Genomic DNA, 21,482 nt, shown 5'->3' with positions numbered 1-21,482 from the left:
TAAAGAGGTGAATTGTATGAAGGAAGAGCTCCCTAAGGGTATTTTGGAAAATCTTTTTCCCAATGAAGAAGTCCTTTATGCAATAAGGAAAAAGTTCAGCCTTGAAGCAAAGCCAAAGTGGCTTGTAGTGACGGATAGGAGAATTATGTATATTGATGAGAAGATTTTGGGAAGATACGATTTGACTGCAATTCCCTACGAAAAGCTCGAGCAGGTGTATGTTAAAGTAGGAAAACTGTATTCTGAGTTTCTGATTAAAAAGGAAGATGGGAGTGAAATTAGGTTGCAGAGGATGGATAAAGAGGAAGCAAGGAAAGCTATAGAATCGATAAGGGATGCACTAAACGAGATAGCAGTTGAACCAGTTTCTATAGAGAGGAAGAAGCATTTGATGAGTGAGGAGTGGATTATTCACAAGCCGAGGGAAGTTGTGAGTAGAGGTATACGGATGGAAAGGGGCATTGGAATCTCTAAGCCTGAAGAAGATCCTCTCGAAAAACTCAAAAAACTTAAAGAGCTTTATGATATGGGAGTTCTTTCCCAGGAGGAGTACGAGGAAAAGAGGAAAAAACTTTTGGAGCAGATTTGAGCTTTTCCTTTTCACTCCAACTCCATCTCTAATAAACTTCCAATTTCTTCAAACCCCATGCTTTTGTAAAACTCTCTTGCCTTGAAGTTGTTAATCTCTGTGCTTACCTCAACTTCAGTACACCCCAATTCTCTACACAGTTCTACAGCAGCCTCTACTAGTTTACTTCCTATTCCATGGCCTCTGTGCTCGGTAGATACAACGAGCTCATCAATTAATCCAGAGGGAGCAGGATGAAGAATTGTCTTGCGGATGTTTAAGTGAAGGGCTCCTACTATTTTTCCGTTTAATTCTGCGACTAATAGATGTGAAAGAGGGGCCTTTAGAATTTCCTTGCAGTTCTCAAAGATGCTATCCTCCTCTATGCCCTCTTTGTTCTGGAGACTTTCAATGAGTTCCAGCATGAGGGTTTTGATTTGGTATAAATCCGACTCTTGAGCTTTCCTGATAATGAGATTATTCATTTTCCCACCTAAAGAAAGTTTTTCTATCGCCTATAAAAACCTTCATATACTTATGAAAGCTAATATTAAAGCATGAACGAAAGGCAAAAGAAAGTATTGGTACTTATCATGCTTCTTATCCTCACGGGCCCTTTTGCTTTTTTATGGCTAGCTTTAATGGGTCATCAGGAGGAGCCTAAAGTTGAGATTGAACAAGCCGAAGAGGAAGAAGAAAATGAATTTGAGTGGAGAAGTATTTGGGAAGACGACTAAGCGATCTTCTCCACGAGTTCATCCAGAACTTCTTTAAACCTTGCAGCATCTATCCATTTTATTCCCATCTTCTGGGCCCACGTTAAAATTCCAACGTCTGCAGAAACAATTGTTGCATCGAGTTCTTTAGCTAGGAGAATAAGCTCGAAATCTTCTTTACTATCCACGATCCCCTCTCGTAGAGCTCTCCTGTAGTTCCTCCTGAGTCTCTGGATTATTGCGTCCACATTCTGTGTGTCGATTACACTCTCTCTCACGGCCTTTTCGGCAACCCTAAGGCCTTTATCTATCCTTCTTCTAATATCATCAATGAGTTCATAAACGACAAAAGCCGGTATTTTAATGTCATGTACGTTGGGAGGCTTTTTGATTATATAAAGCTCAATATCAGGAGAAACCTCTTCGAGTTCAACAAAGTGAGTTACCTCTTTGTAGATACCCGGAGGCATGTAGAATTCAACTCTCCCAAAAAGCCTCTCCGCATACTCTAAAAACTTTTTCATAGCCTCAGTAGGGTTTTCTCCGAACTTATTTCTAATATCTGGATTAACAAAGATGCTCGTGTCAAGTACAAAGCGGATCATCTTTACCACAATTTATTATTGTCCCTTGGCTTTAAAACGGTAACCTTAAATTTCAGTGTCTTTAACCATTATTGGAGGTTGTAAGATGAAAGTGGGAGTAGCCTTTGGAATTAGTGAACTGGCAAATCCAAAAGCCTTTGAAAAGAAAGCTTCTGAATTTTTGATGAAGCTTGCTAATGAATTTGAAATTGAGGGAGGAGCGTTTGTATCCTCAAAGTCAGAAACAAGAGAGGTAGACTTCAAGGATGTCGATGTTATAGTTCTGTATCCCCTAACCGGAGGTACTGAGAATCCCCTCAAGGAATTTGCATACTACAGAAAACCGGTGATTCTCTATGGGGATCCATTTAACAACTCAATTGCCGCGGCAATAGAGCTTAGAGAATACTTTAGAGATAGGTTAATTCCAGCAACATTGGTGAAAAGCTTTGAGGAACTTAAAGCTGCTATTCTGGGTTATGAAGATATGGAAGATATGTTGAGTAAGTTCCTAAACCTCAGACTGGGGCTGATTGGAAGAACATCTGTATGGCTTATAAACGAAAAGTTTGAAGTCCCTTATGTGCATATAAGCCTGAAGAAGTTCTATGAGTATTATGACTCAACGACAGAAGCTGAAGGATGGAAAGCTATCGAAGAAATAATCGCAAAAGCTAAGGAGATCAAGGAACCTCAGCGGGAAGACCTTGTAAAAGCGGGTAGGATATATGTGGCTCTCAGGAGGATAATTGACGACTATAATTTGGATGGATTTGCAATAGGATGTTTTGAAATGCTGAACAAGCTTAAAGCTACTCCATGCTTGGCTTTGGCAATGTTCAACGCTGAAGGAATTCCCGCTGCGTGTGAAGGAGAACTAAACTCCCTACTAGGAATGGTATTAGTAAGGAAATTCTTCGACAAACCTGCTTTTATGGGCAATATAGCGGACTATGGAGAAAATCACATAATATTAGCACACTGCACAGCACCATTGATAAGCGATTACATTCTTAGATCTCACTTTGAGAGCGGAAAGGGAGTTGGAGTAGCCGTAAGTCTTCCTCGGGGAAAGGCATCTCTTCTGAAAATTAGGGGTAGAAAGGCCGTGGTGGCAGGTGTTGAAGTTGTAGAACAGGAAAAGAGCGAACACAGGTGTAGGACTCAAATGAAGCTCAAACTTGTGGAGGCAAAAGACTTCATCGATGGAACCCTTGGAAATCACCATCTTCTTGTGTATGTAGACAGCGAAGAACTTGCTGACCTGCTAAGTGAACTTGGCTTTGAAGTCATGCTCTATTAACTCTTTATTTTTTACCTAAAGGTTTATTAATTCTTCATGCATTATTTTAAAAGCGGTGATTATATGGAATTCGATGAAAAAGAGAAGAAGATACTCATATATATCTTAGACAAGATAGTTGAGTTTGTGATAATAACCTCTGCAGTCGCAATTGGCTTTATAATAGCCTCAGGTTTTGTTGCTAAGCAGATAGCCCAAGCTCTCGGAGGATGAAATAATGAAAAGGAATGCTCAGGCAGCTATAGAGTACTTGATGATGATAGCCATTGTTATCGTTATAATCTTCATTGTGGTTCAACTCATTAGAAGAACAGTCTTAAATGCTGCTCAGAACATTCAAAACCTCACTCAATCAATAATTGAGGAACTGCAAAAAACAAAAGAAGAAGTCAGCCCATAAGCTTTTTCCCAAAAAGCTTAAGTCCTATGACAGTTACCACCCCAATTGCAACCGGGATTATATGGAGACTTGCTGCAGCAATGCCTATTACTCCAATAACCGCTCTTATCTCTTTTCTAAGGTTTTTCTGGAACCAGCCGGTAAGTGATATCGCCAACAGGTACATGACTAAAAGGGTAGCCCCAAAATCGTAAAGTACTTGGAGAGCTGTCGTTGCCGTCCACTTCTCTACAGTTATTAAGAACATTTCTGGGTGGTTGAAATAGATGTATGGGCCGATATATCCAGCCAAGGCATATTTCACGGCATTCATTGCTGTCTTCCAAAAGTCCCCTCCCGCTAAAGCTGAGCCTGCATAAGAGGCTAGAGCTACTGGTGGAGTAACATCGGCGAGTATCCCAAAGTAGAATACAAAGAAATGTGCTGCTAACAATGCTATTGGGGTTGTAAATCCAGGGACTGAAGAGCTGTAGGGTTGTAAGCCCAATACTGCATTGTATATTGCTGGAGCAGCCACAAGAGATGTTATGATATAGTTTGCTGTTGTCGGCACTCCCATTCCTAAGATTAGGCTGAACACCATTGTTAATACGAGTAAAAGCCAAAGGTTTCCTGCCGTTAAGTCGATTAACTTGTATCCCAAACTTGTCACTAATCCCGTCATTGTAAGTACACCTTGAATGAGTCCAGCACTTGCTGCTGCCAGCATTACACTTGTGCTTGTTTTCCCAGCATCGATCATGGATTCGTAGGTGGCTGAATACATTTTCTTGCCATCCTCGCTTTTTGAGATATATCCCACTATTAGTGAGAAAACTATTCCCATGACACCGCTCATCAGTAATATTTGCTCTTTTCTCATTCCTAGGTACTTAGTTAGGGCTATAAACAGAATGAAGAGCAAGCTTATGTACAGTTTTTCGTTGAATTCCAGCAGTTTGGTTGAAAAGGAAAGTGCTATTAAAGACAATGCGAGCAGAATAAGGACTAGTGTCACAGGGGATGCTATCTCTCTGCCAGTAAACATAAGTATCGTGGTTATTATAACTGAAGCTACGTAAATCCCTTCGTGTCCTTTGATGTTGTCCTTTGATATCCAAGCAACCCAGATTGCTATCCCCAGAGAGGAAATTGCAGAGATATGCGGGGGAATTCCCCAAACTAATGCCACTGTAATAACGGCTATTGGAAGTAGTATGTAGAGCTTTCTAATGAAATAACTAAGAGGCGCAAATTTCTCTCTTGGCATTCCTTTTAATCCAAGTCTCTTTGTCTCTAGGTCTATGAATAAATAGACACCCGAATAATAAACCAAAGCGGGGAGCACAGCCGCTATGATTAACTTGTTATAAGGGATTCCAAGAAATTCAGCCATAATAAAAGCAGCTGCACCCATTATAGGAGGCATTAACTGTCCACCAGTGGAGGCAACGGGCTCAACGGCTCCGGCAACCTCTGGTGGATAACCCGCTTTTTTCATTAGGGGTATGGTGAAAGTTCCTGTAGTTAAAACGTTGGCAACACTTGAGCCGCTTACGGTTCCCATTAGCCCACTTGAGACAACTGCAGATTTAGCCGGTCCTCCCGGACGGGAGCCAAAGAGCGATATCATGAACTCCGTTATGTAGTCACTTATTCCAATTTTTAGTAAAAATGCTCCAAAGAATACAAAAGCGAAGACATATATTGTCATAACAAAGAATGGAATTCCAAAGATCCCCTCGTCAAAATACAGCTGCTGGGTAAACCTGATCCAGTTAAATCCTATGTTGTTTATTCCATAAAGCAAAAACACAACTACAACAAGCGGAAGAACCCATCCAAGTACTCTTCTTGTGGCTTCCAGCACCAATATTATTGCCATTACACCAAAAACGACATCTGTCATGTATACTTCTGCGTATGTAGCATACCTTTGATACACAAAGAACAGGTACATTGAAGAAATAACCCCAAGGGCTGCTAGAATATAGTCATACCATGGGACTTTTTTGAGGTATTGCTCCTTCTTCTTTATTGGGTAGAGAAGGTATGTTATTAAGAGAATCATTGCCAGGACAAAGGCTTCTCCTTGCTTTGTCTGGAAGGTTATCCTTAGTGGGGAAATGCTTATCCCCATTTTCGAGAAGAGATCATAGAGGGTATAGTTGAAGTTAAATATGAAGAGGATTTCGTAGATGCCTATTAAGATTGCGGCTATTTTTATCACATTCTCAAGTTTTGGGGGAAGGGTTCTTGTTTTTTCTAGCACTATCTCTTCTGCCTTTTCAAATTTTTCTTCGATTTCCATATCAGCACCTCCTCATTATTACAAGTATAAGTGGACATTTCTTCACATTAAAATTCACAAGGGTCTCTTTGGTTGGAGACAATATAACCTCTTCGTTCACGCTAATTTTTGCATGATTCAATTGAATAAACCAAAAGCTGAGGCTCTTCCCAAGGGGGATATTGACTTTTTTAACATAATACCCATCTTCCGAGTATTGGATATCCTCTGGAAGACCTGCTCCGAAGTCCTTCCACCACATTCCAGTGACATAGAGACCAGTTTTGTTGACTTTAAGCTCTTCTATGATTTCACTTCTTTGAACACTGTGGATGTAGGTAATCTTTATGTCCTTCTCACCAAGAAGGCTTACATAGGAGTGAGTCCCATCACTTATTACAAGAACATTCGCGGGAAAAAGGAAGATTATAAGAAAAGGAAGCAAAAAAAGAAACCTCTTCAAAAGATTCACCCTTTAAGCTCTTCTGGAATGCTCAGGCCTTTTTCTTCATAGTACTTTATTGCTCCGGGGTGGAGTGGTATGCTCATACCATCAAGTGCTGTTTCTAAGCTTATGAGTTGGGCTTTCTGGTGGACTGCTCTAAGTTGATCGACGTTCTCAAATAGTATTTTAGTCATCTTATAGACTGTATCTTCTGAAAGATCGGCACTTACGGCGAGCATTGCTTTAACAGCTAGAGTTGGGGTGTCCTCTTCAATACCATTGTATGTTCCTTTTGGAACGACCTGTCTAACGTAGAATATGTACCCCTGTTGCTTAAGCTTGTTAAGGATGTCATCTGGAATTGGAAGGACTCTAACCGGTGTCTGGACGGCTATTTGGTTAACCGATGGTGTTGGAATTCCTGAGACTATAACGGCTGCATCGACCTGACCTAACTTAAGGCTTTGTGAAGCTTCGCTGAACTTTTGGTTCACTTTTTCAATGCTGTCCCATACACCAGCTGCCCTAAGTACCTGTTCTGCAGCAACAGCAGTTCCACTTCCGGGGGCACCTATAGCCACTTTCTTTCCGGCCAAATCTTGAAGTGTCTTAATATCACTGTCAGCTCTAACAATAAATTGAACTGTTTCTGGATAAAGTGCTGCAACTCCTCTAATGTTCTTTATTGCTTGTCCTTCAAACATGTATAGGCCATTGTAGGCATAGTAAGCTACGTCGTTCTGGAGAATCGCTGCTTGGGCAGTTCCATCCCCAATTGCCTTTGCGTTTGCTACACTTGCACCGCTTGTAACGGCCTTAGCTGGGACACCGTTTTTAGTTAGGATCTCGGCATACTTAGAACCGAGAGGGAAGTAAACTCCTCCGGTTCCCCCAGTATAAATAGTTATTTCTTGGGCTTGGGTTGTTGTCTGAGTTTGTGTTGCTTTTTGTGTACAGCCCGAAACAATCAAACCAAGGGCCAAAACCAATACCAAACCAATTGCTTTCCACTTCATTTTTCACATCTCCTTTTTTGTACATCCAAATAATTTCATATACATTACAGTATTTGTTTTGTATTTATGTCTCGTTATATACTTTACGGTCGTAAACTTTTACTTGTTCGTAAATCATTAGTTTTTGATTATTTTGGGCTATAATTGAAAATTTTCCGGAAATATATTTATCTAAATCAAGCTAACACACTGGAGAGAGACTACCTTTGAAAGAATTTACATTTTTTTCCATGTCATATGTAGAGCCGAATGATTTTGATACTAAAACGCTAAGATTTTTATGCTAAAACTCAATGCCTCATAGGGGATAAGGATGAAGGTTGTAATGACAACCAGTGTTGATTTAGCGTCCATGAACATTAAGCATAAGTTGATTGAACATTTTGGGTTCAAGGAGACAGAGCAAGAATTCGACAAAAATCAGGTTTATCGTTGGAGGGATACCCTTCTATTGACAACAAATAGGGAAATGATATACTACGATAACCTAGACAGGGAGATAGCAAAACAGCTCAACATAACTCCGGAGATAATAATCTTCGCATCTAGGCATTCAAGTCAGCAGAAGCTCCCGGCTTTAACGACCCATGTTACTGGAAACTGGGGAAAGGCTATGTACGGAGGAAAAGATGAGAGCTTAGCTATCGCAGAACCTAGGGCAATGAAGCTTGCACTTCTGAAGTTACATGAATTAAATACCTTAAACTGGATAGTATGTTATGAGGCAACTCATCACGGTCCAAGTGAGCTTGAAGTGCCTTCTCTTTTTATAGAGATTGGCTCCAGCGAAGAGGAATGGAAAAACGACAAAGCTGGAGAAATAGTTGCGGAGACAATTGTATATGTGGTGGAAAATTACCAAAAAAGTAAATTCAAAACTGCAATTGGGATTGGTGGGGGTCACTATGCTCCTAAACAAACAAAAACAGCATTGAGTTCGGATATTGCTTTTTCCCATATAGCCGCAAAATACGCACATCCTCTGTCCAAGGAAATGCTTGTTAAAGCCATAAAAAGAACATCAGGGGAAGTTAATGCAATTTATGTTGACTGGAAAGGGAGTAAGGGGGAAACAAGGCAAATTGCAAGGAATCTGGCTGAGGAACTGGACTTGGAATTTATCAAAGACTAACAAAAGAAGCGAAATGCTTAAAGCTTTAAAAGTACACATTTAAATATCGGCTGAACTAATTTGGCTAAGGTTTATATATGTAGAGAATGTGAAAAAACATTTAGAACTGTTATCGATTGGGAGGGTGAAAAGATGTTGAAACTAATTGAAAACGCGATAGAAAGAACCTCCACTGAGGCAAATGTTCCAGTTGAGGTACAAGCCCCATCTTCTGACATTGATGAGGAGCTTAAGAGAATACTAGAGCAAGTGCAGGCTAAGATATATGTCATTGGTGTCGGTGGTGCGGGCTGTAACACCGTTAATAGAATGATGGAAGTTGGGATTCAAGGTGCCAAGATAATTGCTGTTAACACTGATGCTCAAGATCTTTTAAAGATAAAAGCTCACAAGAAGATACTCATTGGTAAAGAGCTTACAAGAGGGCTTGGAGCTGGAAACAATCCAAAAGTTGGTGAAGAAGCTGCAAAGGAAAGTGAGAGGGATATTAGGGATGCTCTTGAAGGGGCGGACATGGTCTTCATAACCTGTGGTCTTGGAGGAGGAACTGGAACCGGTGCTGCTCCAATAGTCGCAGAGCTAGCGAAGAAAATGGGTGCTCTAACAGTTTCTGTAGTAACGCTTCCATTTACTGTTGAGGGAATAAGAAGAATTAAAAACGCTGAATACGGTCTTGAGAGGCTTAGAAAGAACAGCGACACTGTTATCGTTATTCCAAATGATAAGCTTATGGAAGTTGCACCTAATTTGCCAATTCACATGGCATTCAAAGTTGCGGATGAGATTCTTGTGCAGGCCGTTAAGGGCATTACAGAACTAATTACAAAGCCAGGCCTAATTAACCTTGACTTTGCAGATGTGAAGGCGGTGATGAAAGACGGTGGCGTTGCAATGATTGGTATCGGAGAGAGCGATAGTGAAAAGAGGGCTTTGGAAGCAGCAACACAAGCATTAAACAGCCCATTGCTTGATGTTGACATAAGTGGTGCTAAAGGGGCTTTAATAAGCATTGCAGGAAGTGATGTTAAACTTGAAGAGGCACAGCAAATAATTGAACTCGTTACAAGTAAGCTTGACCCAGAGGCTCAGGTGATATGGGGAATACAGCTTGATCCAGATCTCGAAAAGACCATTAGAGTAATGGTCGTTGTGACCGGAGTTAGCTCTCCGTATGCAGTGGTTGAAGAATCCGAGATCTCATATTCCCCGGAGGAAGAAAAGAAAGTTATTAAGCTCGACTTAACTGAGCTTTAATTTTGTTTTAACTTCTCTAGCCTTTTGTTCTCCCTTAACTTTATAAATAAACTGGAAGGATATAAGCATAACTTTTAAATAGTCGGGGAATAGTCAAGTCTGAGAGTCGTAAGGGGTGTTAAAAATGGCAGAGAGCTACACAGAAAAATTTAAAAACTTCATATCTGAGTCGAAGAGAGTTTTCCTTGTGACCAAAAAGCCAAGCTGGAAAGAATATAAGCTTGCTGCTAAGATAACGGGCATTGGAATTATTTTAATAGGCCTTATCGGCATGCTTATCCATATTATTGGCGCATTAATGGAAGGTGGAGCATAATCCCTTTGGTGGTAGAGATGGAGTCGAAGATATTTGCAGTAAGGGTGACAGTTGGACAGGAAGAGAACACTGCCAAGCTCATTTACAGTAAGGCAAAGACCTACAACCTGCCTATTAGGGCAATTTTAGCTCCTTCTAAGGTTAGGGGATATATCTTTGTTGAGGCTGCAGAGAAAGCGGCAGTAGATGAAGCAATCAGGGGCATCAGGCATGCAAAAGGGACTCTACCAGGTGAGATAGCCTTTAGTGAGATAGAGCACTTCCTTGAAGAGAAACCCGCAGTCAGTGGATTCGAACCAGGAGACATTGTCGAGCTTATTGCCGGTCCATTTAAGGGAGAAAAGGCCAAGGTTGTCAGAGTTGATGAGGCGAAGGATGAGATTGTTGTTGAGCTCATCGGGGCTATAGTGCCAATCCCCGTTACAGTTAGGGGGGAATACGTTAGGCTTATAAGCAAACGCTCAGAGGAGTAGAGGGGTGAAGAGAATGGCAAAAAAGCAAATTGTTGAGGTTTTGGTTGAAGGTGGTAAAGCTACTCCCGGTCCTCCATTAGGTCCAGCAATTGGTCCTTTGGGATTAAATGTCAAGCAAGTGGTTGACAGAATAAACGAGGCAACAAAGGATTTTGCGGGAATGCAGGTTCCAGTTAAGATCATTGTAGACCCAGTGACGAGACAATTTGAAATTGAGGTTGGTACTCCTCCAGTAAGCCAGCTTATAAAAAAGGAGCTTGGCCTTGAGAAAGGCTCAAGTGAACCAACAAGGAACATCGTAGGAGACTTGACAATGGAACAGGTTATTAAGATAGCAAAGGCAAAGAAGCAGCAAATGCTTGCAGCTGATCTAAAAGCCGCCGCCAAAGAAGTTATAGGAACAGCACTAAGCATGGGAGTTACCGTGGAAGGTAAAGATCCAAGAGAAGTGCAGAGGGAAATAGACGAAGGAGTTTATGATGAAGTATTTGCAAAGGCGGAGTGAGGGAAAAGTTTAAAAATCTCTCCTTTTACGAACTTTTGATTTTTCCTTCCGGCTTAAATAAAAAAAGAGGGAGGTCAGAAAAATGGCCTTTAACAGGCAAAAAATCGTGGAAGCGGTGAAGGAGGCTAAAGCCCGGGCTAAGCCGCGCAACTTCACACAGACCGTCGAAGTGGCAGTGAACCTCAAGGATATTGACCTTAAAAAACCTGAGAACAGGTTTAAGCTTGAGGTTGTTCTGCCACACGGTCGCGGGAAGGAGCCAAAAATCGCGGTCATCGCTGATGGTGCCGTTGCCGAGGCGGCTAAAAAGCTCGGGCTTGATGTGATTAGTGGTGAGGAATTGGAGGAATTGGGGAGCAACCCAAGGGCTGCGAGAAAAATAGCTAAAAAGTATGACTTTTTCATAGCAGCTGCTCCGCTAATGCCAAAGATTGGTAGATACCTTGGTAGATACTTAGGTCCAAGAAACAAGATGCCCGTGGTAGTTCCACCCACAGTAACCGATCTTACGCCGTTTGTTGAAAGGCTTAAAAAGACTGTGAGGATACAGCTCAAGAACAATCCAGTGGTACATGCTCCAGTTGGCACGGAGGACATGGATGATGAAAAGCTTGCGGAGAACATTGAGACAGTGATCAATGCAATAATAGGAAAGCTCGAAAGGGGAGAGAACCAAGTTAAGTCAGCATACGTCAAAACAACAATGGGCCCAGCTGTAAAAATAGAGGGGTGATATAGATGGCTCATGTTGCTGAGTGGAAGAAAAAGGAAGTTGAAGAACTCGCCAAGCTTATCAAGAGCTATCCAGTGGTTGCACTTGTGGATGTTGCAGATGTCCCAGCTTATCCCCTATCAAAAATGAGAGAAAGCCTTAGGGGCAAGGCTGTGCTTAGAGTTTCAAGGAATACCTTAATCGAGCTTGCAATTAAAAAGGCTGCTCAGGAGCTCAATAATCCAGACCTTGAAAAGCTCATCGATCATATTCAAGGTGGCGCAGGTATTCTTGTTACAGAGATGAACCCATTTAAGCTTTACAAATTCCTAGAAGAGAGTAAAAAGCCAGCTCCAGCTAAGCCTGGAGTTCCAGCTCCAAGAGACGTTGTAGTCCCAGCGGGACCGACGCCGCTCTCACCAGGACCTCTCGTGGGTGAGATGCAAGCTTTGGGGATTCCTGCAAGAATTGAGAAAGGTAAAGTTTCAATTCAAAAAGACACTGTAGTGCTTAAAGCTGGCGAGATTATAACTCCTCAACTCGCTAACATCCTCAACCAGTTGGGAATTGAACCTCTTGAAGTAGGTCTCAAACTACTAGCCGCTTATGAAGATGGAATTGTCTACACCCCAGAAGTACTTGCAATTGATGAAGAGCAATATATCAGCATGATCCAACAAGCTTATATGCATGCATTCAACTTGTCGGTTAACGTAGCATATCCAACAAAACAAACAATTGAGGCAATCATCCAAAAGGCATTCCTTGGTGCAAAGAATGTTGCTGTGGAAGCAGGGTACATTACCAAAGAAACTGCAGGGGACATACTTGGCAAGGCATTCAGAGTTGCACTGCTCATAGCTCAGGAGTTACCAGAGGAGTTACTTGATGAGAAGACCAAAGAACTTTTAAACCAACAAGCACAAGTTATAGCGACTCAGCCTCAGCCGGCTGAAAAGGCTGAGGAGAAGGTTGAGGAAGAGGAAGAAGAAGAGGAGAAAGAAGAAGAGGAAGCTCTCGCTGGATTGGGAGCTTTGTTTGGTTGATGCGCATCAAATAACAAAAAATAAAGATAACTCGGAGGTGTAAGGAAATGGAGTATGTATATGCTGCTTTATTGTTACACGCCGCTGGTAAGGAAATAACCGAAGAGAACATAAAGGCCGTACTCCAAGCTGCTGGAGTAGAGGTTGATGAGGCAAGAGTAAAGGCTCTCGTCGCAGCCCTTGAGGGAGTCAACATTGATGAGGTCATAGAGAAGGCTGCAATGCCAGTTGCAGTTGCAGCTGCCCCAGCTGCAGCTCCAGCTGCTGAGGCTCCTGCAGAGGAAGCTCCAGCAGAAGAGGAAGAGGAAGAAGAGGAGAAGGAAGAAGAGGCTCTCGCTGGACTTGGAGCCCTCTTTGGCTGAACTCTCTTCATTTCTTTATATTTCGTTTTCCTGAATCGATGTACAAATCTGTTTTTGCTGTGGAAGATAAAAGAAAAGGAACTACTTCTTGGATTTTCTCTTGGATAAAACTAAATGCTGGCTTCCTTGATAGCTACCTCTGTAGGGGTTGCTTGATGGTTCTTCAAGACGGTGAAAAGCTATCTGTACGAACCTTTCCCCGTAGTGAAGGACTACTTCTTCTTCAGAACTGTTGAACAATGCTAACGTAAGATTCCCATCCCATCCAGGGTCAACCCATGCAAAACTCCCCAAGAGGCCTTCTCTTGCAAAAGTGCTCCTCAATCTCATATCCCCCATGACATCGTCGGGAAGCTTTATTCTCTCTAGGGTCAGGATCAAGGCATGTCCTTTAGGAGGAATGACTACTTTTCCTTCTCTTTCAACGTCTATAAATCTTCCATTCACCATGGCTTCTTTTCCGACCCTTAGATCATAGCCCGCTGGTTGAAGGGATTTTTCGTTAAACGGTTCTATTAGTATCTCCTTTCTAATTTTATGGTCCGGCAGTATCATTTTATCACCGCAACTTTTATGTATGCATGCATTATAACTCTTTTGAGGGCCCGTGGCCTAGGGGATTGGGCGTCGGCCTTCGGAGCCGAAGGTCCCGGGTTCGAATCCCGGCGGGCCCGCCACATACCTAGGATGGTTGAGAGAAAATGAAGCCTGCTCAATATTATGAATGGTTGAAAAGGGAATGGGCAAAAGTAGGTTTAATTCTTTCTATTTACCTTTTTGTTTTCTTATTTGTGTTTGTGCGTAATTATGATTTTGTGGTGTTCCTTATCCTATTACAAACACCTCTCTACATGCTCCACCAGACAGAAGAGTATGTTTTTCCAGGAGGGTTTGATAAGTTTTTCAATACAAAAATATTCAAGATAGAGGCAAAAAATGGCCCTTTAAACCCTACCTTCATTTTCTTTTTAAACGTTGCCTTGATATGGATAGCTTTACCATTGTTTGGTTTGTTGTCAACTATTAATTATAAATTTGGTCTCTGGATTCCGTATTTCTCACTATTTGCCGGGATAGCTCATATTTTATTGCCACTCAGAGCTAGAAAGGTATATAACCCGGGGCTGTTTGTAAGTTTATCCTTGAACATTCCTGTAAGTTTGTGGTCAATTATTCTCCTAATAAATCTTGGTGTTCTGGATAGCTTCTTGAACTTCTACTTGGTAATAGGACTTGCTATAAATGCCTCACTTCCAATTATGGCAGTAATCCTACTTAGAAACTATAGAAAAAGCAAAAATCTGACCTCCTCTCGGTCCTAAAGAGCGAGGTTCTTAGAAGAAATCAGTCTTTTTATCAGTTACTGGACTGGGATTCTAGAATTTAAAGGACCCATTGTATGGTTTTTCTGTTAGGTTAGTAAGAGAAGTGGTGGGCCCGGGGGGCTTTGAACCCCCGACCACGCGGTTATGAGCCGCGCGCTCTGACCAGGCTGAGCTACGGGCCCACAAAGACTGGCGCCGCCGGCCCGACTTGAACGGGCGACCACCGGATTAACAGTCCGGCGCTCTACCGACTAAGCTACGGCGGCACGAACCCAATCATAGGGAGTATGAGTGAATTTATAAAGCTTACGGTGGCTCTGGGCGAAAAGTTTATATACTAACTTAAGCCTTTCTTCATTCGGTGCCCCGGTAGCCTAGCCTGGTGGGGCGGCGGACTTGTAATCCGCAGGCCGCGGGTTCAAATCCCGCCCGGGGCTCCATTGCAATGGGGCCGTGGGGTAGCTTGGTCTATCCTGCGGGCTTTGGGAGCCCGTGACCCGAGTTCAAATCTCGGCGGCCCCACCATAATAATGATCACATAGGTACATCAATGAAATGTTAAGGCGTTCAGAAGAGTTCTTAAACTTTACGCAAACAATATAAACCCTCTTTCAGACTAAACTCACGAAAAGCTTATATACTCCAATTGAAAGCTGGAGGTAGTGAGAGGGTGTACCTTCTAAAAATTTTAAAGGGGGCAATTCTCTGTGACGGCGAAAAAAACCTTTACAATATTTGATCATGTATTAGTTCCTGAGCATAGAATCCTCAGCGAAGAGGAAAAAGAAGAACTGCTTAAGAAGTACAGGATTAAGCTTTCTCAGTTACCCCAAATCAAAGCAAGCGATCCAGCAGTTCAGGCTCTTGGAGCCAAGCCTGGAGATGTTATAGAAATAAAGAGGAAAAGCCCTACTGCGGGGGTTTATTACTATTATAGGATTGTTGTGGAAGATTGAAGTTTTTGAGGTGAGAAAATGAGAGGTCCTACTGTTGTTGAGGTTACTCCGGATGATCTTTGGGAAGTTATGAAAAGCTACTGGGACGAAAAGGGACTTGTAAGGCAGCATCTCGATTCTTACAACGCTTTCATTGATCATGGAATGCAAGAAGTAGTTAACGAGTTCGGTGGAGTCAAGCCAGACATTCCAGACTTTGAGGTCAAATTCGGAAGGATAAGGCTGGGTGAGCCTGAATTCCAAGAAGCCCATGGGCAAAGAAAACCCCTATTTCCGATGGATGCAAGGATTAGAAACCTTACCTACTCAGCGCCGATTTTCTTGGAGATGATACCCGTTGTCAAAGGAATTGAGCAAGAGCCTGTTGAGGTCAGAATTGGAGAACTGCCGGTAATGCTCAAATCCAAGGTATGCCGCCTTTACGGGCTAAGCGATGAAGAGCTGATTGCCCATGGAGAAGACCCCAAAGACCCGGGAGGATACTTCATAATCAATGGTTCTGAAAGGGTTATTGTATCTATCGAGGATTTAGCACCAAACAGAACACTTGTGGAGATTGACGAAAGGCAGAACAGATATATAGCGAAGTGTTTCTCTTACAGGCATGGATATAGAGCTTTGATAACGGTGGAAAGAAGAAAAGATGGCTTGCTTTATGTTTCTATTCCAAACGTGCCCGGTGTTGTAAAGTTCGTTCATGTCATGAGGGCCCTTGGACTTGAGAGTGACAAAGAGATTGTGGACGCTGTGAGCAACAATCCTGAGATCCAGCAGGTTCTCTTTGATAATTTGGAGGATGCGAGCGATATACAGACTCAAGAAGAAGCATTGGATTACATAGGAAAGAAGGCCATGCCAGGACAGCCAAAGGAGTATAGACTAAGAAGGGCTCAATCAATAATTGACAACAATCTTCTCCCCCATATGGGCGTCTCTCCGGAAGACAGAATAAGGAAAGCCTATTACCTTGGGATGATGGCTCTTAAGGTTATTGAGCTCTCTCTTGGGCTTAGAGGAGAAGACGATAAAGATCACTATGCAAACAAGAGGCTCAAACTTGCCGGTGACCTGCTAAGAGATCTCTTTAGAGTTGCCTTTGGCCAGCTTGTTAAGGATATGCAGTATCAACTTACCAAAACCTATCAGAGAAAAGGTGAGAAATACACCTTCCAAGATATCCAGAGGTTTGTGAGGAATTCTGTGAGGCCGGATGTACTAACGGAGAGAATTGAACATGCTTTAGCAACTGGAGCTTGGCCAGGTGGAAGAACCGGTGTCAGCCAGCTCTTAGATAGAACTAACTTTATGTCAACTCTCTCTCACTTAAGAAGGGTTACTTCTCCATTAAGCAGAGAGCAGCCCCACTTTGAGGCGAGAGATCTTCACGGTACCCACTGGGGAAGAATTTGTCCAACAGAAACCCCTGAGGGTCCTAACTGTGGTCTGGTCAAGAATCTTGCATTGATGTCTCAAATAACAACTGCAATCCCTGAGGAGGAAGTTTTAGAGTATCTAGAAAGCCTTGGCATAGTGCACATTGAGGAGAAAAGACCAGAGCCAGAGGACTGGAGAATATATCTAAACGGTGTTCTTATTGGGACGTACAAAGATGGCATTGCTTTGGTAAACAAGATAAAAAGCGACAGAAGAGCGGGAAGGATAAGTGATGTAATAAACGTTGCTTATTATGAAGATGTTAGGGAAGTATACATCAACAGCGATGATGGTAGAGTTAGGAGGCCTCTCATCATTGTTGAAAACGGCGTTCCAAAGCTTACAAGAGAGCATGTTGAGGCAATAAAGAAAGGGGCTATCAAATGGAGTGATCTTGTGAGAATGGGGATAATTGAGTACCTTGATGCTGAGGAAGAGGAAAATGCCTACGTGGCAACTTGGCCATGGGAAGTTACCGAAGAACACACTCACCTTGAGATAATGCCTGCTGCAATCCTTGGTTTGCCAGCATCGCTCGTTCCCTATCCAGAGCACAACGCTGCTCCAAGAAACACTTATGGAGCAGGTATGGCCAAGCAGAGCCTTGGTTTGGGCTGGGCGAACTTTAGAATAAGAGTAGATACAAGAGGCCACTTAATGCACTATCCGCAAATTCCCCTCGTTAATTCGAGGATCATGGAGGCAGTAGGTTTTGAGCAGAGACCGGCAGGTCAAAACTTTGTGGTTGCTGTTCTCAGTTATGGCGGATATAACATGGAAGATGCAGTTATCATGAACAAGGCTTCTATCGAGAGAGGGTTAGCCAGATCAACGTTCTTTAGAACTTATGAGGCTGAAGAAAAGAAATACATGGGCGGACAGACGGATAAGTTCGAAATTCCTGATCCAACTGTTAGGGGATTCCTTGGTGAAAAATACTACAGACACCTTGACGAAGATGGTATAATCTTCCCAGAATCAAAGGTGGAAGGAAAGGATGTTCTAGTTGCGAGAACTTCCCCACCGAGGTTCCTTGAAGAGCAGGCCGGATTGGGAGCTGGTATACTTCAAGGAAGGAGAGAAACGAGCATAACTATGAGACCTGGGGAAAAGGGAATAGTCGATAAGGTCATATTAACCGAAACAGGGGATGGAACAAAACTTGTTAAAGTGACGGTTAGAGACCTCAGAATTCCAGAATTTGGTGATAAATTTGCTTCAAGGCATGGACAGAAGGGCGTTATTGGTCTTATAGTTCCTCAAGAGGACATGCCATGGACAGAAAGCGGAATAGTTCCCGACTTAATAGTCAATCCACACGGTATCCCAAGCCGTATGACCGTTGGACAGCTTATCGAGGCAATAGGTGGAAAAGTTGCCTCACTCAAGGGAAGGAGAATAGATGGAACAGCTTTTATTGGAGAGCCAGAAGAGAAGCTTAGAAAAGAGCTTGAGGAGCTTGGTTTCAGACACAATGGAAGAGAAGTCATGTACGATGGAATCACCGGAAGAAAGCTTGAGGCAGACATATTTGTTGGCGTTATCTACTACCAGAGACTCCACCACATGGTTGCCGATAAACTACACGCACGTTCAAGAGGCCCGGTGCAGGTTCTTACCAAGCAACCAACCGAGGGTAGAGCAAGAGAGGGTGGCCTCAGGTTCGGTGAGATGGAGCGTGACGTTCTCATTGGGCATGGTGCATCGATGCTCTTAGTGGAGAGGTTACTGGAAGAAAGTGATAAAACAGAGGTTTGGGTATGCGAGAGCTGTGGACATTTGGCAATTGAGGACAAGCGTAGGGATAAGGTTTACTGTCCAGTTTGTGGAGAAGAGGAGAAGATAAGCAAAGTAGAGATGAGCTATGCCTTTAAGTTGTTGTTGGATGAGATAAAGGCTATGGTTATTAGACCATCGTTAAAACTCAAGGAGAGGGTGTAGAGCTATGCACTCAATGAAAAAGGTTATCGGGAGCATTGAATTCGGTATATTATCTCCTCAAGAGATTAGGAAAATGAGTGCTGCGGAGATAACTGTGCCAGATACATACTCAGAGGACGGTTATCCAATTGACGGCGGATTAATGGATAGGAGACTTGGTGTTATAGATCCAAACCTTAGGTGTGAGACCTGCGGAGCAAATTACAAAGAATGTCCCGGGCATTTTGGCCATATAGAACTCGCAAGGCCCGTTATTCACGTAGGGTTTGCAAAGACAATATACAGAATCCTTGAAAGTACTTGTAGGGAATGTGGAAGAATCAGGCTAACAGATGAAGAAATAGAGGAATACATGGCAAAGTTCAGCGTAAATGAAGCTAGGAAGAGCGAGATAGATGCCCTGGTAACCGAGATATACAAGAAGGCAAGGGAAAGAATGGTCTGTCCACACTGTGGTGCTCCTCAATACCAGATAAAGTTCGAAAGACCCACAATATACTGGGAGATAAGAAGAGACGAGGAAGGGAATGAGTATAGGCATAGAATGATGCCAAGTGAAATTAGAGACAGACTGGAAAAGATTCCGGATAAAGATCTGCCTCTTCTTGGCCTTGATCCCGAAAAATCAAGACCGGAATGGATGGTTTTGACAGTTTTGCCTGTCCCTCCAGTTACGGTAAGGCCGTCAATTACACTTGAAAGCGGTATAAGAGCGGAGGATGACCTAACCCACAAGCTTGTTGACATAATAAGAATCAACGCTCGTTTGAAGCAGAATATCGAAGCTGGAGCTCCGCAGCTTATTATCGAAGATTTGTGGGATCTTCTTCAATATCACGTTACAACATACTTTGACAATGAAACTTCCGGCATTCCACCTGCAAAGCACAAGAGTGGAAGACCACTCAAGACGCTCGCCCAAAGACTTAAGGGAAAAGAGGGAAGATTCAGGAAGAACCTTAGCGGTAAGCGTGTTAATTTCTCTGCAAGAACCGTTATTAGTCCAGATCCAATGATAAGTATAAACGAAGTTGGTGTCCCTCTGGTAGTTGCGATGGAGCTCACCGTTCCAGAAAAGGTAACCGAGTTCAACATTGAAAAGCTTAGGAAGATGATCCTCAATGGCCCGGAGAAGTATCCAGGGGCTAATTATGTAATAGACCCACAGGGAAGGAGAATCCGCCTTATGGAAAGCAATAGGGAAACAATAGCCAACATGATTGACATCGGATGGACGGTGGAGAGGCACCTTCTCGATGGGGACATAGTCCTCTTCAACAGACAGCCATCTCTTCACAGAATGAGCATTATGGCCCATAGGGTCAGAGTAATGCCTTACAAAACATTTAGACTTAACTTGGCAGTATGTCCTCCATATAACGCTGATTTCGATGGGGATGAGATGAACCTCCACGTTCCACAAACGGAAGAAGCACAGGCAGAGGCTAAGATCCTTATGGAAGTACAAAATCATATTCTCTCGCCAAGATATGGAGGGCCAATAATAGGTGGAATTCAGGATCACATATCTGGAGGTTATCTGCTTACTAGGGAAGGAGCATATTTCACGAAATACGAAGTTGAGCAGATGTTGATGTTTGCAGGCGTTGACGTAAAGGAGCTTCCAAAACCAGATAAGGTAGAAAATGGCGTTGAATACTGGAGTGGGAAGACCATATTCTCCCTCTTATTGCCAGAAGATTTAACAATCTGGTACCGCAACAAGCTTTGTGATGACCCATCTCAATGTGAACCGATTGAAAAGCTCATCGAAGAAAAGCTGGTGCCTAGTGAAGAAGAGGTTAGAAAAGTTGCCACAGATGGATTTGTTTATATCCGCAACGGAAAACTGTTGAGCGGTGCAATAGACAAGAAGGCTTACGGCAGAGAGGATGGAAAGATCCTTGACATTATTGTTAGAGAATACGGAGTTGAGAGGGCTAGAGAATTCTTGGATCAGGTTACAAAGCTTGCTATATGGGTCATTACTCACAAAGGATTCACAACTGGGATAGATGACGAAGACCTCCCTGACGAGGCGAAGGCAAGGATTAGGGAGATAATAATGGAGGCAGAGGACAAGGTTCAAAGACTAATAGAAGCATACAAGAACGGCGAACTTGAGCCATTGCCCGGTAAAACTCTTGAAGAGACTCTCGAGAGCAAGATAATGGCCGTACTGTCAGAGGCCAGAGATAACGCAGGTAAGGTTGCCGAGAAGTATCTGGGTATGAACAACCATACTGTTATAATGGCCAAAACTGGAGCGAGAGGTAAGATTCTTAACATTACCCAGATGGCCGCTATGCTTGGACAGCAGTCGATTAGAGGTAAGAGACTTTATAGGGGTTATAGAAACAGGGTGTTAAGCCACTTCAAACCGGGAGATCTCGGAGCGAGGGCAAAGGGCTTCATTGTGAACTCTTACAAGAGCGGATTGACACCTCAAGAGTACTTCTTCCACGCAATGGGTGGTAGGGAAGGTCTTGTCGATACAGCTGTTAGAACAGCCCAAAGCGGTTACATGCAGCGCAGATTAATAAACGCCCTCCAAGACCTCAAGGTAGACTACGATGGAACGGTAAGAGATCCAACTGGAATTATAGTGCAATTCCGCTATGGTGAGGACGGAGTAGATCCAATGAAGAGCTGGGGCGGAAAAACAGTAGACGTTGATAGAGTGATAATGAGGACTTTAATAAAGCTCAGGGAAAAGGGGTGAGAT

At 42.9% G+C, this 21,482-nt stretch carries 23 protein-coding genes and 5 tRNA genes; 20 read left to right on the top strand and 8 right to left on the bottom strand.

The genetic code is table 11. From position 1 onward, the window contains the following. The first annotated feature begins 16 nt into the window (after positions 1-16). Positions 17-589, top strand: coding sequence for a PH domain-containing protein (locus tag ACZ5NL_RS03900; protein ID WP_464843022.1), 573 nt, complete (start codon positions 17-19; stop codon positions 587-589). 11 nt (positions 590-600) lie between these two features. Here the strand turns inward: ACZ5NL_RS03900 and ACZ5NL_RS03895 are convergent, their stop codons facing one another. Further along, positions 601-1,053: an N-acetyltransferase family protein gene (locus ACZ5NL_RS03895; RefSeq protein WP_464843021.1), complete on the bottom strand. Its 453-nt coding sequence runs from the start codon at positions 1,051-1,053 to the stop codon at positions 601-603. Positions 1,054-1,125: 72 nt separating this feature from the next. Between ACZ5NL_RS03895 and ACZ5NL_RS03890 the strand changes: the two genes are divergently transcribed. Continuing rightward, positions 1,126-1,305 carry a hypothetical protein gene (locus ACZ5NL_RS03890; protein ID WP_464843020.1) on the top strand — a complete coding sequence of 60 codons (180 nt, stop codon included), beginning with the start codon at positions 1,126-1,128 and terminating at the stop codon, positions 1,303-1,305. On the opposite strand, the gene ACZ5NL_RS03885 is transcribed toward ACZ5NL_RS03890, so the two are convergent. After that, a complete protein-coding gene (locus ACZ5NL_RS03885) occupies positions 1,302-1,889 on the bottom strand; it encodes an RNA ligase partner protein (protein WP_464843306.1) in 588 nt (195 codons plus the stop codon). The genes ACZ5NL_RS03890 and ACZ5NL_RS03885 overlap by 4 nt on opposite strands. A gap of 85 nt (positions 1,890-1,974) precedes the next feature. On the opposite strand from ACZ5NL_RS03885, the gene ACZ5NL_RS03880 reads away from it, so the two are divergent. The 3 genes from ACZ5NL_RS03880 to ACZ5NL_RS03870 all read left to right on the top strand — a co-directional run bounded on the left by ACZ5NL_RS03880 (position 1,975) and on the right by ACZ5NL_RS03870 (position 3,571). Continuing rightward, positions 1,975-3,171 carry a hypothetical protein gene (locus ACZ5NL_RS03880; RefSeq protein WP_464843019.1) on the top strand — a complete coding sequence of 399 codons (1,197 nt, stop codon included), beginning with the start codon at positions 1,975-1,977 and terminating at the stop codon, positions 3,169-3,171. Positions 3,172-3,234: 63 nt separating this feature from the next. Beyond that, on the top strand, positions 3,235-3,384 hold the full coding sequence (locus ACZ5NL_RS03875; protein WP_464843018.1) for a hypothetical protein: 150 nt from the start codon (positions 3,235-3,237) through the stop codon (positions 3,382-3,384). A gap of 4 nt (positions 3,385-3,388) precedes the next feature. Further along, complete coding sequence (locus tag ACZ5NL_RS03870; protein ID WP_464843017.1) at positions 3,389-3,571, top strand: hypothetical protein; 183 nt, start codon at positions 3,389-3,391, stop codon at positions 3,569-3,571. On the opposite strand, the gene ACZ5NL_RS03865 is transcribed toward ACZ5NL_RS03870, so the two are convergent. Genes ACZ5NL_RS03865 through ACZ5NL_RS03855 form a run of 3 tightly spaced genes read right to left on the bottom strand, consistent with a single transcriptional unit; the run spans position 3,561 to position 7,301 of the window. Beyond that, positions 3,561-5,861 (bottom strand): TRAP transporter permease, encoded by a 2,301-nt coding sequence (locus ACZ5NL_RS03865; protein WP_464843016.1) that lies wholly within the window; start codon positions 5,859-5,861, stop codon positions 3,561-3,563. The two genes, ACZ5NL_RS03870 and ACZ5NL_RS03865, sit on opposite strands and share 11 nt — an antisense overlap. 1 nt (position 5,862) lies before the next feature. Next, the gene (locus ACZ5NL_RS03860; RefSeq protein ID WP_464843014.1) at positions 5,863-6,312 is read right to left on the bottom strand and encodes a DUF1850 domain-containing protein; all 450 of its coding nucleotides are present in this window, start codon (positions 6,310-6,312) and stop codon (positions 5,863-5,865) included. Further along, entirely contained in the window at positions 6,309-7,301 is a 993-nt protein-coding gene (locus ACZ5NL_RS03855) for a TAXI family TRAP transporter solute-binding subunit (protein ID WP_464843013.1), read from the bottom strand. Before ACZ5NL_RS03855 ends, ACZ5NL_RS03860 begins: the two co-directional genes overlap by 4 nt. Before the next feature lie 313 nt (positions 7,302-7,614). Here ACZ5NL_RS03855 and ACZ5NL_RS03850 point away from each other — a divergent pair, with 313 nt between their 5' ends. The 8 genes from ACZ5NL_RS03850 to rpl12p all read left to right on the top strand — a co-directional run bounded on the left by ACZ5NL_RS03850 (position 7,615) and on the right by rpl12p (position 13,101). Further along, positions 7,615-8,433 (top strand): D-aminoacyl-tRNA deacylase, encoded by an 819-nt coding sequence (locus tag ACZ5NL_RS03850; RefSeq protein WP_464843012.1) that lies wholly within the window; start codon positions 7,615-7,617, stop codon positions 8,431-8,433. A 132-nt stretch (positions 8,434-8,565) separates the two neighbouring features. Further along, the gene (ftsZ, locus tag ACZ5NL_RS03845; RefSeq protein ID WP_464843011.1) at positions 8,566-9,687 is read left to right on the top strand and encodes a cell division protein FtsZ; all 1,122 of its coding nucleotides are present in this window, start codon (positions 8,566-8,568) and stop codon (positions 9,685-9,687) included. Positions 9,688-9,811: 124 nt separating this feature from the next. Then, positions 9,812-10,003: a protein translocase SEC61 complex subunit gamma gene (locus ACZ5NL_RS03840; RefSeq protein ID WP_464843010.1), complete on the top strand. Its 192-nt coding sequence runs from the start codon at positions 9,812-9,814 to the stop codon at positions 10,001-10,003. 17 nt (positions 10,004-10,020) lie between these two features. Then, positions 10,021-10,476, top strand: a complete 456-nt coding sequence (locus tag ACZ5NL_RS03835; protein WP_004066285.1) for a transcription elongation factor Spt5 — start codon at positions 10,021-10,023, stop codon at positions 10,474-10,476. A 13-nt stretch (positions 10,477-10,489) separates the two neighbouring features. Beyond that, a complete protein-coding gene (locus ACZ5NL_RS03830; RefSeq protein ID WP_464843008.1) occupies positions 10,490-10,981 on the top strand; it encodes a 50S ribosomal protein L11 in 492 nt (163 codons plus the stop codon). An 82-nt stretch (positions 10,982-11,063) separates the two neighbouring features. Then, complete coding sequence (locus tag ACZ5NL_RS03825; RefSeq protein WP_464843006.1) at positions 11,064-11,714, top strand: 50S ribosomal protein L1; 651 nt, start codon at positions 11,064-11,066, stop codon at positions 11,712-11,714. Between the two features lie 5 nt (positions 11,715-11,719). Then, positions 11,720-12,739 carry a 50S ribosomal protein L10 gene (locus ACZ5NL_RS03820; RefSeq protein ID WP_464843004.1) on the top strand — a complete coding sequence of 340 codons (1,020 nt, stop codon included), beginning with the start codon at positions 11,720-11,722 and terminating at the stop codon, positions 12,737-12,739. Positions 12,740-12,786: 47 nt separating this feature from the next. After that, positions 12,787-13,101, top strand: coding sequence for a 50S ribosomal protein P1 (gene rpl12p, locus ACZ5NL_RS03815; RefSeq protein WP_004066279.1), 315 nt, complete (start codon positions 12,787-12,789; stop codon positions 13,099-13,101). Between the two features lie 81 nt (positions 13,102-13,182). On the opposite strand, the gene dcd is transcribed toward rpl12p, so the two are convergent. Further along, entirely contained in the window at positions 13,183-13,656 is a 474-nt protein-coding gene (gene dcd, locus ACZ5NL_RS03810; RefSeq protein WP_464843003.1) for a dCTP deaminase, read from the bottom strand. Positions 13,657-13,702: 46 nt separating this feature from the next. Between dcd and ACZ5NL_RS03805 the strand changes: the two genes are divergently transcribed. After that, positions 13,703-13,778 (top strand) — tRNA-Arg (locus tag ACZ5NL_RS03805). Between the two features lie 24 nt (positions 13,779-13,802). Further along, positions 13,803-14,423 carry an HXXEE domain-containing protein gene (locus ACZ5NL_RS03800; protein WP_464843001.1) on the top strand — a complete coding sequence of 207 codons (621 nt, stop codon included), beginning with the start codon at positions 13,803-13,805 and terminating at the stop codon, positions 14,421-14,423. 107 nt (positions 14,424-14,530) lie between these two features. On the opposite strand, the gene ACZ5NL_RS03795 is transcribed toward ACZ5NL_RS03800, so the two are convergent. Together ACZ5NL_RS03795 and ACZ5NL_RS03790 are read right to left on the bottom strand one after the other, a co-directional pair. Beyond that, positions 14,531-14,608 (bottom strand) — tRNA-Ile (locus tag ACZ5NL_RS03795). Between the two features lie 8 nt (positions 14,609-14,616). After that, positions 14,617-14,692 (bottom strand) — tRNA-Asn (locus ACZ5NL_RS03790). Between the two features lie 97 nt (positions 14,693-14,789). Here ACZ5NL_RS03790 and ACZ5NL_RS03785 point away from each other — a divergent pair. The 5 genes from ACZ5NL_RS03785 to ACZ5NL_RS03765 all read left to right on the top strand — a co-directional run bounded on the left by ACZ5NL_RS03785 (position 14,790) and on the right by ACZ5NL_RS03765 (position 21,479). Continuing rightward, positions 14,790-14,866: transfer RNA gene (locus ACZ5NL_RS03785), tRNA-Thr, on the top strand. A gap of 7 nt (positions 14,867-14,873) precedes the next feature. Beyond that, a tRNA-Pro gene (locus tag ACZ5NL_RS03780) sits at positions 14,874-14,951 on the top strand. A gap of 182 nt (positions 14,952-15,133) precedes the next feature. Then, a complete protein-coding gene (locus tag ACZ5NL_RS03775; protein WP_004068069.1) occupies positions 15,134-15,382 on the top strand; it encodes a DNA-directed RNA polymerase subunit H in 249 nt (82 codons plus the stop codon). A gap of 18 nt (positions 15,383-15,400) precedes the next feature. Next, complete coding sequence (locus tag ACZ5NL_RS03770; protein ID WP_464842999.1) at positions 15,401-18,757, top strand: DNA-directed RNA polymerase subunit B; 3,357 nt, start codon at positions 15,401-15,403, stop codon at positions 18,755-18,757. 4 nt (positions 18,758-18,761) lie between these two features. Beyond that, positions 18,762-21,479, top strand: a complete 2,718-nt coding sequence (locus ACZ5NL_RS03765) for a DNA-directed RNA polymerase subunit A' (protein WP_464842998.1) — start codon at positions 18,762-18,764, stop codon at positions 21,477-21,479. Positions 21,480-21,482 lie beyond the last annotated feature (3 nt).

This window comes from Thermococcus aegaeus (assembly GCF_055393685.1).
The sequence above is the reverse complement of the archived record's forward strand: the minus strand, read 5'-3'. Positions and strand labels throughout refer to the sequence as shown.

Coding starts and splice junctions, on each gene's coding strand:
- ACZ5NL_RS03900 (WP_464843022.1), top strand. CDS start 17: ATGAAGGAAGAGCTCCCTAAGGGTATTTTGGAAAATCTTTTTCCCAAT.
- ACZ5NL_RS03895 (WP_464843021.1), bottom strand. CDS start 1,053: ATGAATAATCTCATTATCAGGAAAGCTCAAGAGTCGGATTTATACCAA.
- ACZ5NL_RS03890 (WP_464843020.1), top strand. CDS start 1,126: ATGAACGAAAGGCAAAAGAAAGTATTGGTACTTATCATGCTTCTTATC.
- ACZ5NL_RS03885 (WP_464843306.1), bottom strand. CDS start 1,889: ATGATCCGCTTTGTACTTGACACGAGCATCTTTGTTAATCCAGATATT.
- ACZ5NL_RS03880 (WP_464843019.1), top strand. CDS start 1,975: ATGAAAGTGGGAGTAGCCTTTGGAATTAGTGAACTGGCAAATCCAAAA.
- ACZ5NL_RS03875 (WP_464843018.1), top strand. CDS start 3,235: ATGGAATTCGATGAAAAAGAGAAGAAGATACTCATATATATCTTAGAC.
- ACZ5NL_RS03870 (WP_464843017.1), top strand. CDS start 3,389: ATGAAAAGGAATGCTCAGGCAGCTATAGAGTACTTGATGATGATAGCC.
- ACZ5NL_RS03865 (WP_464843016.1), bottom strand. CDS start 5,861: ATGGAAATCGAAGAAAAATTTGAAAAGGCAGAAGAGATAGTGCTAGAA.
- ACZ5NL_RS03855 (WP_464843013.1), bottom strand. CDS start 7,301: ATGAAGTGGAAAGCAATTGGTTTGGTATTGGTTTTGGCCCTTGGTTTG.
- ACZ5NL_RS03850 (WP_464843012.1), top strand. CDS start 7,615: ATGAAGGTTGTAATGACAACCAGTGTTGATTTAGCGTCCATGAACATT.
- ftsZ (WP_464843011.1), top strand. CDS start 8,566: ATGTTGAAACTAATTGAAAACGCGATAGAAAGAACCTCCACTGAGGCA.
- ACZ5NL_RS03840 (WP_464843010.1), top strand. CDS start 9,812: ATGGCAGAGAGCTACACAGAAAAATTTAAAAACTTCATATCTGAGTCG.
- ACZ5NL_RS03835 (WP_004066285.1), top strand. CDS start 10,021: ATGGAGTCGAAGATATTTGCAGTAAGGGTGACAGTTGGACAGGAAGAG.
- ACZ5NL_RS03830 (WP_464843008.1), top strand. CDS start 10,490: ATGGCAAAAAAGCAAATTGTTGAGGTTTTGGTTGAAGGTGGTAAAGCT.
- ACZ5NL_RS03825 (WP_464843006.1), top strand. CDS start 11,064: ATGGCCTTTAACAGGCAAAAAATCGTGGAAGCGGTGAAGGAGGCTAAA.
- ACZ5NL_RS03820 (WP_464843004.1), top strand. CDS start 11,720: ATGGCTCATGTTGCTGAGTGGAAGAAAAAGGAAGTTGAAGAACTCGCC.
- rpl12p (WP_004066279.1), top strand. CDS start 12,787: ATGGAGTATGTATATGCTGCTTTATTGTTACACGCCGCTGGTAAGGAA.
- dcd (WP_464843003.1), bottom strand. CDS start 13,656: ATGATACTGCCGGACCATAAAATTAGAAAGGAGATACTAATAGAACCG.
- ACZ5NL_RS03800 (WP_464843001.1), top strand. CDS start 13,803: ATGAAGCCTGCTCAATATTATGAATGGTTGAAAAGGGAATGGGCAAAA.
- ACZ5NL_RS03770 (WP_464842999.1), top strand. CDS start 15,401: ATGAGAGGTCCTACTGTTGTTGAGGTTACTCCGGATGATCTTTGGGAA.
- ACZ5NL_RS03765 (WP_464842998.1), top strand. CDS start 18,762: ATGCACTCAATGAAAAAGGTTATCGGGAGCATTGAATTCGGTATATTA.